Here is a 12,541-nt window from a genome sequence, read left to right on the forward strand (position 1 = left end):
CGATCGACCTGGTGGGACGATTCGTCGGCTCCTATCTGGGCGGTATCGCCGCCGGGCTGTTGGTCGGCGGGGCGGTGCCGTCGTTGATGAGGCTCTCGGCCTTGAGCACGGTCACCGAGCGGCGGGGCAACTTCTTCGCGAGGCCGGCCACCGCGGCGGCGTCGGTGGGGGAGAGCACGGCGCCCAGGACGGCGGCCGCGTGGGAATCCATGCCGAGCGCCCGCGCCGTCCACGACACCGCGACGGCCGTCGCGATCACCAGGCCGACACTGAGGAACACGATGATGCGCGCGTTCGCGCGGATCTCGCGGAAGCTGGTGTTCAGGCCCTCCCAATAGAGGATCGCCGGCAGGAACAGCAACAGCACGATCTCGCCGTTGACGTGCACGTGCGCGAAGCTGGGGATCAGACCCAGCAACGTGCCGAGCACGATGAGCAGCACCGGGGGGCCAACGCGGTAGCGCCGGCCCAGGACCGTCCCGACGATGACGGTGGAGACGAGAGCAACGATCAGGACGAGGCCAAACACCAACCCATCCTGCCGGACATGATCGGATTGCGCGGCTTGGGGTTTGGCCGGCGCCGCGGTCAGCCCGCTGGGTGGGCGGTCTCACCGGTCACACGCGCACCCTGTGGCGGGCATCTGGTGACTCTCGAAAGTGATAGCACCGGCGATATCAAATTCGAGAAGCACTTACTGGTTGCAGGCTCAGGTGCAGTCGCAGCAGCAGTCGTCGCAGTCGCAGCAGCAATCGCAGCCCTCGCAGCAGCACCAGCAGCCGGTTCCGTCGCCGCGCCGCGACTTGCGCCCGGGGTTCGGCGTTCCCTCCTCGGCGCCGGGCTCGATCGGCTGGTCGCCGAAGTTGATGGGCTCCTGCTGGCCGCGCGGCGTTCCGCTCTTGGCCGTGAAACCGGCCTGGGCGAAGGTGCGCTTGATCGCGCGGCGGACCTCGTTGGTCAACAGCCGATCGACCAGCCGCCCGTCGGTGAACGACACGTCGGCCAGCGCCAGCTCGATGCCCAGCACCGCGTCGTCGCACAGGGCGCGCGCCGCCGCCACGGGAGTTGCGGTCGCCGCCAACGGGTTCCACTTCCCGCGCGCCACGTCGTCGCGGTAATCCTCGACCGCGTCCAACAGGTGCGCCACCCGGCCGAACAGCCGCCCAACCTCGCGCAACGGCGCCGCGTTGTGCGGGCGGCCGGCCAGCACGGCGGTATGCGCGAACGCCTCGGCGACGGCGGTCTCGGTGGGCTCGGTCACCATCAGCAGCGAGCTGCCCGGACGGGCCTGGGCTTCGAGCGCCGCCTGGCGGTCCATCGCGGCGACCAGCACGCCGGTGTCGAAGCCCAGGGTGTGACCGGTGTCGGTGCCCTGGCGCACCCAGCGCTCGGCGATGCGGCGCGCCGCAGGCCGCAACCCGGCCACGCCGACCATGCCGTCGCGGTCGTCGACGTGGTCACGGACCCGGGCCGCCGCCAGCGCCAGCGACACCACGGCGGCCAGTCGCACGCAGTCGCCGGTGGCCACGTCCGCGCGCCGCATGCCGCGCAGCGGGCACGGCCCGGCGGTGCGGCGGCCCGGCTGCCCCGGGGACTGCGCCTCGACCAGCAATGAGACCACCAGCCCGTCGTAGTTGGTGGCGATGCGGGCGGCCTGGCCGTGATCGTCGCGCAGCGCCAGACACAATCCGCACAATTGGGCTGTCCAGGCGGCCGCCAGCTCGCCGCCGAGCCGGTGACGGCAGGGCCGGATGATGCCAAACATGCCCAGAAGCTACCGGACCCGCAGCAAACGCGCGATCGAAACGCCGAGCGTGGGATGGTCTGGTGGGCGGCGGCGCGGCGACGGGGCTCCAGGACATAATGGGCTCGATGACTGTCGGGAAGATCAAGCTCTTGGTGACCGTCGCGATGCTCGTTTCGCCGATGCTGGTGGGCTGCCACTTCGCGTCCAGGAACCCGCCGTCGACCAAGACGCTTGAGGTGCCCATGAACGAGGTGCTCACGCAGAGCGTCGTCACGCAGAGCATCACCCTGACCGTCGGCAACACGCTGGTCGTGAAGCTGGGCTCGAACTACACCACCCCGTACCGGTGGGCGCCGGAGATGAAGATCGGCGACCCGGGCGTCCTCAAGCAGGAGAGCCACCAGTTCGTGCCGCCGAGCTCCGACGCGCTCGGAGCCCCCGGCACCGAGGTGTGGAAATTCACGGCGTTGAAGCCGGGGACCACCACGATCGGCACCGCCTACACCAGCTTCGTCGGCAAGGACACGCAACCGTCGTGCACCTACACGGCCAACGTCACGGTGCAGTAAACGCTCTGGCAAACCAATGCGAGCGCGCCGCGCTCGGGCTACGGTCTTGGACGTGTTCGGCTTTCTTCGCAACTTGTCCGAGATCGGCAAACTGCCCGCACCGCTGCGCGACGAACTCGAAGCCGAGGGGATGATCTTCAGCGCGGGCAAAGTCGGGGTGAACCGGCACTTCGGTGGCCACGTGCCGGGCGTCTATTCGGCCTCGGGAGTGTCCCGCTACACGGGCGCGTTCGCGTTCACCACCGCGCGGATCCTTGCCACGCTTCCCACCCGCGGGGACGCCAACCTGCGGTCGATCGATTGCCCGTGGGACACCAGCAAGGGGCCGGCCAGGGCGACGATCACCGGCAAGGGCATGAAGCTCGAAATCGACTTGCACGGCGTCGATCCCGCCTTCAGCGGGTCGATGAAGCTCAACTACCGCAAGTCGATCCCGGACGAGGTGCTGGAAAAGCTGCCGACCACGACGCTGCGCTTCCCGGTGCAGCCGGTGTTCGTGTACCGGGCGGTCGGCGTGCGCCCCAAGGTATAGCGGCTCAACGGTTTTCGCTACGCCGCGGCGGGCCGCAGCATGCGCCCGCTGACGAGCGCCGACACCCAGCCGGGCATCAACCGCGATCCGGTGGTCATCGCCCGATAGCGCCACCCGGGCACGACGACGGCGCGGCCCCGGTCCAGCGCGCGCAGCCCGGCGGCCACGACCGGTTCGGGCGCCGCGAGCCGGCGATAGATCGCGGTGTGCGAGACGTCCGAGCCCAGCGCGTCGACGAAGCCGGTGCGGGTGGGTCCGGGGCACAGCGCCGTGACCGTGACGCCCGATCCACGGGTCTCCGCCCACAGCGCCTGGCTCAGCGACAAGACGAACGCCTTCGACGCGCCGTAGGTGGCCTGATACGGCCCGGGCTGAAAGGCGATGGTGGACGCCACATTCAGGATGCCGCCCCGGCGGCGGGCCAGCATGCCGGGCAGCACCGCGTGGGTCAGCCGCACCAACGCGTCGACGTTGACCGCCACCAGCTCATGCTCGCGCCCGGCGTCGACCTCCGCGAACCGGCCGTACGTGCCGAAGCCCGCGTTGTTGACCAACACGTCGATCTCTCGCCCCGCTAGCCGGGCCACCAGGGCGTCGACGCCGGCCGGGATGCTGAGGTCGCCGACGACCAGCTCGACCTGCTGCCCGACGCGCTGCGCCACCGCGTTCAGCCGGGCTTCGTCGCGCCCGGCGAGCACCAAAGACATGCCGCGCTGCGCCAGCTGGTCGGCGAAAATTGCGCCCAACCCGGAGCTGGCGCCGGTGATGACTGCCAGTGACATGGCAACCCCTTACTTCGCAACGGTTTTCACGGCGGGGCGGATGCCCAGCGCGTGGCTGACGAGTCCGATGCCGGCGCCCAGGATGGGCCAGATCGGCCAGAAGTACGTGGCGTCCGTGGTCGCGGCGACGGCCGCCCACACGGTGAGCACGACGACGGTCATCAGGAGGTAGCCGGCGAGGTGAATGCGCACGCTGCGGCGCGCCGCCTCGACGCGGGCGGCGCGGCGGCGTGGGTCGGCGCGTCGGATCCGCTCGAGCGGCAGGTCGGCGAGGAGCTCCCCGAGCTCGCCGGTGGTGTGCGTACCGAACACGGCCTGCACCCGCTGCTCGTACTCGCCCAGATCGAGGTAGCCCTGCGCGAGCGCCTGGCCCAGGCGCGCGGCCGCCCTCTCCCGGTCGTGGTCGCCGGCGCGGGGGGGCATGAGTTGCTGGTCCATTTCGTCCCCTTCCTTCGGATGTGAATGGCCTTAACATAGTCCCTAATGTTAATCTCGTCAACATGGCACGTGAGCGAAAATCGCCGACCGGTTCGAAGCGCCGGGACAGCTACCACCACGGCGACCTGAAACGGGCGCTGACCAGCGCCGCGCTGTCGCTGGTGGCGGAGAAGGGGCCGAAGGGTTTCACGCTGACCGAAGCGGCGCGGCGCGCCGGCGTCAGCGCCGCCGCGCCGTACCGGCACTTCGCGGACAAGGCCGCGCTGCTGGCGACGGTGGCCGAGCAGGGCTTTCGCGACCTGCACGCCGAACTGGCCGCGGCCGCGTCCACCGACGAGCCCAAGGATCGGGTGATCGAGCTCGGCCGTGCCTACGTGCGCTGGGCCGTCGCGCACCCGGACCACTACCGGGTGATGTTCGGCGCCGAGCTGTCGAAGGCCGACCACCCCGACCTCGCCATCGCCGGCGAGCAGGCGTTCGCGGACCTACTCGACGCGATCGCGGCGTGCCAGCATGCGGGTGTCGTCGGCGGTCAGGACCCGCGCGAACTCGCCGCGCCGCTGTGGTCGCTGGTGCACGGGGTCGCGTCGCTGGCGATCGGTGGCGAGCTGGTCAGCGTCGGCATCGCGCAGCAGCCGGAGGACGTCATCGCCGGCGTCGTGGCCCAAATGCTCAGCGGCTAGGCCACATTGGCCTGGCGGCGCGTCGCGTACACCTCGGCGAGAAATTGCTCGACGGCGACCGCGGTGTGCACCGCGCGTGCCGAACCGAAGATGTCGAAAGCGTGCTGGGTGAACGGCAATTCGGCGTACACCACGGGCTGGGTGCTCACCTTGCGCAGTCGTTCGACGAACGCACGCGCCTGCTCGACGGGCACCAGCGAGTCGTTGCGGCCGTGCAGGACGAAGAACGGGGGAGCGTCGGCGGAAACGTGGTTGACCGGTGAAGCGGTGACGAACGGCTGCATGTTGGTCGACGGCCGTTGCTTGACAACGGATTTGACCAACAGCGCCGGCATCATCGGATGCATCGCGTCGTTGAACCGGGTGAAATCGTAGACGCCGTAGAACGGCACGGCCGCCTGGACCCGGGTGTCGGCGTCCTCGAAGCCGGGCTGAAATTCGGCGAAGTTGGGCGTGAGGGCGGCCAGCGACGAGAGGTGGCCGCCGGCCGAACCGCCGGTGATGGCGATGAATTCGGGATCGCCGCCGTACTCGGCGATGTGCGCCTTGACCCACGCCAGGGCGCGTTTGACGTCGACGATGTGGGCGGGCCAGGTGTTGCGCGGGCTGTGCCGGTAGTTGATCGACACACAGATCCAGCCCAACTCCGCGAGGTGGCTCATCAACGGATGAGCTTGTCCGCGTTTGTTTCCCGTCGTCCAGGCGCCACCCGGGATCTGGAAGAGCACCGGGGCCTTGCCGGTGGGGTCCAGATCGGGACGGCGCCAGATGTCCAGGTAGTTGGCGCTGCCGTATTCGCCGTAGCTGATGTTGGAGTCGTGGGCGTAGTCGCGATAGATGCGCATCATCCGCAGCAGGCCCGGCGTCTTGGCGGTGCCACCGCCGGCCGGCCGGCGCCACAGATCACCCGATTCGGTGAGACGAGACGCGCCAAGGCCCTCGTCCAGCGCCTCGGTCAGCGGAATGTTGGCCTTGTGCCCGGCGCGGCTGAAGTTCAGCAGGCCGAGCGCGGACACGCCCGCCACCGTCCACGCCGCGAATCGCACCGGCCGGGTGAGGCGTCGGGCCGTCAACGCCAGGCCCCCGAGCTGACTGACGAGCGTTTGCAGCGGCAACTCGGTGACGACCACGCCGAACATGAACGAGAAGAGCGAGGCGTATCCGCTGCGCGCCAACGGCCGGTAGGCGTTGAGCGTGGACACCGCGGTCACCGCCGTGACGATCAACGAGCCGATCTGCCGGATGACATGCATGATTCGAGCTGTCCGCATGGGCTCACCTTACGAGGTGGGGTTTTGGGATCGGTAGGCACGCGTACGGTGCCTACTTACCGCACAAGACCGCTGCGTCGAGCGGCGACGGACGGAACGGACCCGGCGATGACCATGACCCTGAAGGCGTCGCTGGCGGCGGCCGCCTGCGCCGTGACCGCCCTCTCGTCCGCCGGGACGGCCAGCGGCCAATCCGCCTGCGCCGACGTCGGCGGAACCGTCGACGCGGCGCAGATCTGCCGGGGCCACATCGTGACGACCACCTACACGCTCGACTTGAGCTTTCCCGTCGGCTATCCCGACCAGGCGCCCCTCGCCGACTACGTGACCCACACCCGAGACGAATGGGCCGACGACGCCAAGGCGCATCCGCCCGGCGACCGGCCGCCCTACCTGCTGACCATCACCGGGACCGCCTTCCGGTCCGGTGCGCTTACTTCCGGCACCCAGACCGTGGTGCTGGACATGAACCAGGACCTCGGCGCCCACCCGGTGACGTCGTACAAGGCCTTCACCTACGACCTCGGCAAGCGCGCGCCCATCACCTTCGACACGCTGTTCAAGCCGGGCGCCAACCCGTTGGACGTGCTAAACCCGATCGTCCGGCGCGAGCTCGGCCCGCTTCCGTTCGGCGACCCCGGGGTGGACGCGTACCAGAACTTCGCGCTCACCGACGACGCCGTGATCTTCTTCTTCAGCCAGGGGCAGGTGCTCGCGCAGGTCGACGGACCCCAACGGCTCTCGGTGCCGCGTACCGAACTCGCGTCGTTGCTCGCGTGAGGCGGCCTAGGTGGCTTCGGCCCGGCTCTCGAGGTTCTTGACCGCGGCGGGGTCGTTCTCGGTCAGCCCCACCTTGGCCGCGCCGCCGGGGGAGCCGAGCTCGGTGAAGAAGTCCGCGTTGATCTGGGTGTACTCGCCGTATTCGGCGGGCACGTCGTCCTCGTAGTAGATCGACTCAACCGGGCACACCGGCTCGCACGCGCCGCAGTCCACACACTCGTCGGGGTGGATGTAGAGCATCCGCGCGCCCTCGTAGATGCAGTCGACGGGACATTCCTCGATGCACGCCTTGTCCTTGATGTCGACGCACGGTTCGGCGATCACATAGGCCACAAGCGTTGTCCTTCCTTGTCTGGCTGGCTAATTTAGCGCGGCCGACGCGCTACCGGCCAGGGTCATCCGTTCCATCGTTCTCGTCCCGACCGGGCGAGAGTAGGCCACGCGGCGTTGTGGAGTCACAAGCTATCGTTGTGTCACACGAATTGATTGTGATGTGATGCCATGCCGCTCAGCCCCCGGATGCCCGAGCTCGCCTCGTTCGAGGTGTTTCTGGCGATCGCCGAAACCGGCAGCCTGGGCCGCGCCGCGCGCGAACTCGGGCTGACGCAGCAGGCCATTTCGCGGCGGCTCGCGTCGATGGAGGCCCAGATCGGGGTCACGCTGGCGGTGCGCACCACCCGCGGTTCGCAGCTGACGCCCGCGGGCCTGATCGTCGCCGACTGGGCGAGACGGTTGCTCGAGGTCGCCACCGAGATCGACGCGGGCATGGGCTCGCTGCGCAAGGAGGGCCGCGAGCGGGTCCGGGTGGCGGCCAGTCAGACGATCTCCGAACAGCTGATGCCGCACTGGCTGCTGTCGCTGCAGACCGAGGCGACGCGGCGCGGCGGCTCCGCGCCCCAGGTGATTCTGACGGCCACCAACAGCGAGCACGCCATCGCCGCGGTCCGCGACGGCAGCGTCGATCTCGGATTCGTCGAAAATCCCGGCACGCCAACGGGTCTGGGTACCTGCGTGGTGGGCCAGGACGAGTTGGTGATCGTGGTGCCGCCGGGCCACAAGTGGACGCGGCGGGCGGTGTCCGCCCGCGAACTCGCGGAGACCCCGCTCGTCGCGCGCGAACCGCATTCGGGCATCCGGGATTCGCTGACGGTGGCCTTGCGTCGGGTGCTGGGCGAGGACATGGAACAGGCTCCACCGGTGCTGGAGCTGACGTCGGCCGCCGCGATGCGCGCGGCCGTGCTCGCCGGGGCGGGACCGGCGGCGATGAGCCGGCTTGCGGTGGCCGACGACCTGGCCGTCGGGCGGCTGAGCGCGGTCACGATCCCGAAGTTGGACCTGCGGCGGAAGTTTCGCGCCATCTGGGTGGGCGGGCGCACGCCACCGGCGGGGGCGGTGCGAGACATGTTGAGCCACATCGTCAGCCGGGTTAGGGCCTAGGGTTTGCCGCCAACGTCGAGTTGTCGTGGGAATTCGCGGCGTATCCCCGCAACAAGTCGACGTTCATGCGGCGGCGTCGGCTGCCAGCGCCTCGTCGTAGCGGTCGAGCACCGTCTCGGCGACCAGGCGGTGCGCGCCCAGGGGCGCGGCCATCGGAATACCGTTGTCCCGCGCGAAGGTTGAGACGCCGTCGGTGAGCAGCCCCGGCGCCAGGAACCAGGGCGCGATCACGAGCCGGCGCGCGCCGCGGCGACGCAGGTGGGCGGCGGCTTGGTGCACCGACGCCTCGGGCCGGGTTGCGAACGCCGTCGTCGCCCCGGCCCACCGGGTGCCGACCGCCAGCCTGGACGCGACCTTCGCGGTGCGCACGTTCGCCGCGGCGTTGGACGAGCCGATCGCGACGACCATCACGCCGAGGTCGTCGTCAGCCGCGGATACCCCGACCTCGGTGAGGCGTTCGCGCAGCACGGAAACCAGCCGCCCGTCCTCGCCGAGCACGCCGGCCTGCCGGACGCCGTGGGCCCCAGCTTCGGCGATCTGCTTGGGGATGTCCAGGCGCGCGTGGTAGGCGCTGGCCAGCAGGAACGGGGTGACCACCGCGTGGCGGCTGTCCGGGAGGGCGGCCAGCACGTCGACGAAATTGGGTTCGTTGAGCTCGAGGAACGCCAGCCGCACGTCCAGGTCGGGCCGCATGCCCGCCAGCCGGTCGGCCAGCGCCCGCGCGTTCGCGCCCGAGCGCGGGTCCCGGCTGCCGTGGGCGGTGAGTACGAGCGTGCTCATGAGGCGTGTAACCCGCATTCGATCTTGTTTCGTCCCCGCCAGCGCCCGCTGCGAGGATCGTCACCCTCGGCCGGCTTGCTGGTGCAGGGTGCGCAGCCGATCGACGGGTAGCCCTCCTCGACCAGCGGGTTGACCAGAACGTTGTGGCGCTCGATGTAGTCCTGCACGTCCTCGTCGGTCCAGGCCGCGATCGGGTTGACCTTGATGAGCTTGAACGACTCGTCGAAGCTGATCAGCGGGGCGTTGGCGCGGGTGGCGGCCTCCGCCCGGCGCAACCCGCTCACCCACGCGGCGTAGCCGCGCAGCGCGCGCCGCAGCGGGAGAACCTTACGCAGGCGGCAGCATTCGTTGGGGTCGCGGGCGAACAGGTCCTTGCCCAGCAGCTCGTCCTGCTCGGCGACCGTGTGTTCGGGCGTGACGTTGAGCAGGTGAATGTCGTAGACGGACTCGACCGCGTCGCGGGTGCCGATGGTTTCGGCGAAGTGGTAGCCGGTGTCCAGGAACAGCACCGGCACGCCCGGCCGGACATCGGACGCGAGCGAAACCACCACGGCGTCTTGCATATTGGCGGCCACCACGTATTTGCAGTTGGCCCCGTCGCGGGGGCCGTCGACGCCGCCGAAGTGTTCGTCGGTCCAGCGCAGGATGTCGGTGGCATCGGCGTCCGCCATTTCCGCCGCGCCGCGTTCGGCCAGTTTGCGCAGCTGGTCTTCGGTGAAGTTCATCGCGACCATGGCGTGGTCCTCAACTCCTATCGCAGGTCGGCCTCGTCGGCGCGCAGGGCCCACGACGCGAAGCGCTCACCGCCGTCGCGCTGCTCGAGGAACTTGCGGGTCACCCGGTCGATGTAGTCGCCGAGCTCGTCACTGGTCACCTTGTGCTGGCGCAACTTTCGGCCGAACCCGCTGGCCTCGCCGAGGCCGCCGCCCAGGTGAACCTGGAATCCCTCGACGGAGTTGCCCTGGCCGTCGTCGATCCATTGGCCCTTGAAGCCGATGTCGGCGACCTGGATGCGCGCGCACGAGTTCGGGCACCCATTGAGGTGGACGCTGATCGGCACGTCGAGCCTGGGGTCGACGTCGGCCAGGCGCTGTTCCAGCTCGGGCACCAAAGTCTGTGTGCGCACTCGGGTTTCGGCGAAGGACAGTTTGCAGAACTCGATGCCGGTGCAGGCCATGGTGTTCTTGCGCCACGCGGAGGGCCGCGACGGCAGGCCCAGCGCGTCCAGCGCGGCGACCGTCTCGTCGACCAAGGCGTCGGGCACGTCGAGGATGACCAGCTTCTGGAACGGGGTCAGCCGGGCGCGGTCGGAGCCGACCTTTTCCATCAGGTCGGCCACCGCCGACAGCGTCGCGCCGGAGACCCGGCCGGCGATCGGGGCGACGCCAATGGCGTTGAGCCCGTTCTTGATCTTCTGCACGCCGACGTGGTCGATGGTTTGCGTGACCGGTGCGGGGGCCGGGCCGTCGATGAGCGGCCGGTGGAGGTATTCGGTTTCGAGGACCTCGCGGAACTTTTCGACGCCCCAGTCCTTGATCAGGAACTTCAGCCGCGCCTTGGCGCGCATCCGCCGGTAGCCATAGTCGCGGAACAGCCGGGTCACGGCCTCCCAGACGTCGGGCACCTCGTCCAGCGGCACCCACACGCCGACCCGCTGGGCCAGCATCGGGTTGGTCGACAGGCCGCCACCCACCCACAGATCCAGGCCGGGGCCGTGCTCGGGGTGGTCGACGCCGACGAACGCGACGTCGTGGGTCTCGTGGGAGACGTCTTGCAGGCCGGACACCGCGGTCTTGTACTTGCGCGGCAGGTTCGCGTACTCGGGGTTGTTCAGGGAACGCCGGACGATCTCATCGATCGCGGGCGTCGGATCGAGCACCTCGTCGAGCGAATCGCCGGCCAGCGGCGAACCGTGGATGCCGCGCGGGCAGTCGCCGCAGGCTTCCGTCGTCTGCAGCCCCACTTCGTCCAGGCGGCGCCAGATCTCGGGGACGTCCTCGATGCGGATCCAGTGCAGCTGCAGGTTTTCCCGGTCGCTGATGTCGGCGGTGTCGCGGGCGAATTCGGTCGAGATCTGGCCGAGGACGCGCATCGAGTGCGCCGTCAACGGCTTGCCGTCGGTGCGGACCCGCATCATGAAGTACTTGGCTTCGATCTTGTCGGTGTTGTCGTCGCCGGTCCAGCTGCCGTCGTAACCCTGCTCGCGTTGGGTGTACAGGCCCATCCAGCGGAAGCGCCCGCGCAGGTCGGAGTGGTCGATGCTGTCGAAGCCCTGCTTGGCGTAGACGTTGACGATGCGGTCGCGCACGTTCAGCGGCGCGTCGTCGTTCTTGATCTTCTCGGTGTCGTTGAGCGGTTGGCGGTCACCCAGCGCCCACTGGCCCTCGCTGCGGGTCTTGGCGGGACGTGCTGCGGTCATTGGTGTCTCCTTCGCGGTGCCGGACGGCTTAGGGCTGCTGTCCGCGGCATCGACGCGATGATGTTGTCAGTCAGAGGTGAGCGCGGGCGCTCCGTTGCGCCCACGTCTCATGGCTTCATACTGCCGGGGGTGAGGCATAGGGGAGTAGAGGTCGCGCCGTTGTGAGGGCACAACCGTTGGTTGTGTGCGCGGGTCCACTGATCGATGTTGTCAGGCAATGGTTTTGTCGGTCCAGCCGTAGAATTCGCCTGCATGGGCGGTGTTTCGCTCGACGGACTTGAACGTGGGGCGCTGTGCGATCTTTTCGGCGAATTGGGCCCGTCCGCGCCCACGCTGCTCCAGGGTTGGACCGCTCACGATCTCGCCGCCCATTTGGTGTTGCGGGAGCGCGATGTCGTCGCGGGGCCGTGCCTCGTGTTGCCCGGCCCGTTCCAGCGGTTCGCCGAGCGGCGCCGGAAGGCGTTGGTGCGACGGGATTTCGGTTGGCTCGTCGCGCGGATCCGGTCCGGTCCGCCGGCCGGGTTCTTCCGCATCGGATGGGTTCGCGCGCTGGCGAACCTCAACGAGTTCTTCGTCCATCACGAGGATGTCCGCCGGGCCAACGGACTGCCGCCGCGTCAGTTGACGGCGGACATGGAGGCCGCGTTGTGGCGCAACGTTCGGCGCGGGGGCGGTATCTGAGTCGGCGGCTCGGGGGCTTCGGCCTTGAGGTTGCCTGGGCCGGTTCCGGCGAGCAGGTGACCGTCCGAGCGGGTGTGCCGGCATTGCTCAGCGGTCAACCGGGTGAGCTGCTGCTGTATCTCTTCGGCCGGCAGTCCGCGGCGCAGGTGGAGTTGAGTGGACCGCCGGATGCCGTCGCGGCCGTGCGTGCCGCCCACTTCGGGATGTGAGGCGGAACGCGTCGTCACACGCGCCACACCCGTCCCTGGCAGCGGAGACGTCCAAAGTGCCCGCCTCGTAGCGACAACGGGCGGGCGTGGGGCGCCGCCGGACAGGCCGACGGACCGAATGGGCGGTTGTCGCTATGAGGCGGGCACTTCGGCTAATCCCTCGAAATCGCCGGGGAAGTCCGCGCGATCGCCCGGGGAAGTGCGACCGCCGGG

13 protein-coding genes and 2 pseudogenes are annotated in these 12,541 nt (G+C 69.3%); 6 read left to right on the plus strand and 9 right to left on the minus strand.

Annotation, left to right across the window (positions count from 1 at the left end):
* Positions 1-70: 70 nt before the first annotated feature.
* A pseudogene (locus tag A9X03_RS20820) lies at positions 71-529 on the minus strand (cation:proton antiporter); the annotation flags it as partial.
* A gap of 180 nt (positions 530-709) precedes the next feature.
* A complete protein-coding gene (locus A9X03_RS20825; RefSeq protein ID WP_068262765.1) occupies positions 710-1,765 on the minus strand; it encodes a DUF5685 family protein in 1,056 nt (351 codons plus the stop codon).
* Between the two features lie 98 nt (positions 1,766-1,863).
* Between A9X03_RS20825 and A9X03_RS20830 the strand changes: the two genes are divergently transcribed.
* Both A9X03_RS20830 and A9X03_RS20835 read left to right on the plus strand, forming a co-directional pair.
* On the plus strand, positions 1,864-2,316 hold the full coding sequence (locus A9X03_RS20830) for a protease inhibitor I42 family protein (protein WP_082950378.1): 453 nt from the start codon (positions 1,864-1,866) through the stop codon (positions 2,314-2,316).
* Between the two features lie 52 nt (positions 2,317-2,368).
* On the plus strand, positions 2,369-2,848 hold the full coding sequence (locus A9X03_RS20835) for a hypothetical protein (RefSeq protein WP_156670007.1): 480 nt from the start codon (positions 2,369-2,371) through the stop codon (positions 2,846-2,848).
* A gap of 17 nt (positions 2,849-2,865) precedes the next feature.
* Here the strand turns inward: A9X03_RS20835 and A9X03_RS20840 are convergent, their stop codons facing one another.
* Positions 2,866-3,630: an SDR family oxidoreductase gene (locus tag A9X03_RS20840; RefSeq protein ID WP_068262768.1), complete on the minus strand. Its 765-nt coding sequence runs from the start codon at positions 3,628-3,630 to the stop codon at positions 2,866-2,868.
* Between the two features lie 9 nt (positions 3,631-3,639).
* Positions 3,640-4,068, minus strand: a complete 429-nt coding sequence (locus A9X03_RS20845) for a DUF1707 domain-containing protein (protein ID WP_068262771.1) — start codon at positions 4,066-4,068, stop codon at positions 3,640-3,642.
* A gap of 62 nt (positions 4,069-4,130) precedes the next feature.
* Here A9X03_RS20845 and A9X03_RS20850 point away from each other — a divergent pair, with 62 nt between their 5' ends.
* On the plus strand, positions 4,131-4,751 hold the full coding sequence (locus A9X03_RS20850) for a TetR/AcrR family transcriptional regulator (RefSeq protein WP_068262774.1): 621 nt from the start codon (positions 4,131-4,133) through the stop codon (positions 4,749-4,751).
* Here the strand turns inward: A9X03_RS20850 and A9X03_RS20855 are convergent.
* The gene (locus tag A9X03_RS20855; RefSeq protein ID WP_068262776.1) at positions 4,748-6,022 is read right to left on the minus strand and encodes an alpha/beta hydrolase; all 1,275 of its coding nucleotides are present in this window, start codon (positions 6,020-6,022) and stop codon (positions 4,748-4,750) included. The two genes, A9X03_RS20850 and A9X03_RS20855, sit on opposite strands and share 4 nt — an antisense overlap.
* A 108-nt stretch (positions 6,023-6,130) precedes the next feature.
* Here A9X03_RS20855 and A9X03_RS20860 point away from each other — a divergent pair, with 108 nt between their 5' ends.
* On the plus strand, positions 6,131-6,802 hold the full coding sequence (locus tag A9X03_RS20860; protein WP_068262779.1) for an esterase: 672 nt from the start codon (positions 6,131-6,133) through the stop codon (positions 6,800-6,802).
* Between the two features lie 6 nt (positions 6,803-6,808).
* Here the strand turns inward: A9X03_RS20860 and fdxA are convergent, their stop codons facing one another.
* Complete coding sequence (gene fdxA / locus A9X03_RS20865) at positions 6,809-7,135, minus strand: ferredoxin (protein ID WP_067751337.1); 327 nt, start codon at positions 7,133-7,135, stop codon at positions 6,809-6,811.
* A 168-nt stretch (positions 7,136-7,303) separates the two neighbouring features.
* Between fdxA and A9X03_RS20870 the strand changes: the two genes are divergently transcribed.
* Complete coding sequence (locus tag A9X03_RS20870) at positions 7,304-8,239, plus strand: LysR family transcriptional regulator (RefSeq protein ID WP_067782164.1); 936 nt, start codon at positions 7,304-7,306, stop codon at positions 8,237-8,239.
* Positions 8,240-8,302: 63 nt separating this feature from the next.
* Here A9X03_RS20870 and A9X03_RS20875 read toward each other — a convergent pair whose 3' ends face one another.
* The 3 genes from A9X03_RS20875 to A9X03_RS20885 are packed head-to-tail and all read right to left on the minus strand — an operon-like array spanning position 8,303 to position 11,438.
* Complete coding sequence (locus A9X03_RS20875) at positions 8,303-9,019, minus strand: sirohydrochlorin chelatase (protein WP_067751331.1); 717 nt, start codon at positions 9,017-9,019, stop codon at positions 8,303-8,305.
* Entirely contained in the window at positions 9,016-9,753 is a 738-nt protein-coding gene (locus tag A9X03_RS20880; RefSeq protein WP_067785494.1) for a phosphoadenylyl-sulfate reductase, read from the minus strand. The genes A9X03_RS20875 and A9X03_RS20880 overlap by 4 nt, the downstream gene beginning before the upstream one ends.
* Positions 9,754-9,770: 17 nt before the next feature.
* Positions 9,771-11,438, minus strand: a complete 1,668-nt coding sequence (locus A9X03_RS20885) for a nitrite/sulfite reductase (RefSeq protein ID WP_068262782.1) — start codon at positions 11,436-11,438, stop codon at positions 9,771-9,773.
* A 252-nt stretch (positions 11,439-11,690) separates the two neighbouring features.
* On the opposite strand from A9X03_RS20885, the pseudogene A9X03_RS20890 reads away from it, so the two are divergent.
* Positions 11,691-12,328 (plus strand): annotated as a pseudogene (locus A9X03_RS20890) (TIGR03085 family metal-binding protein).
* Positions 12,329-12,541 lie beyond the last annotated feature (213 nt).

Source organism: Mycobacterium sp. E1715 (assembly GCF_001667625.1).
GTDB lineage: Bacteria > Actinomycetota > Actinomycetes > Mycobacteriales > Mycobacteriaceae > Mycobacterium.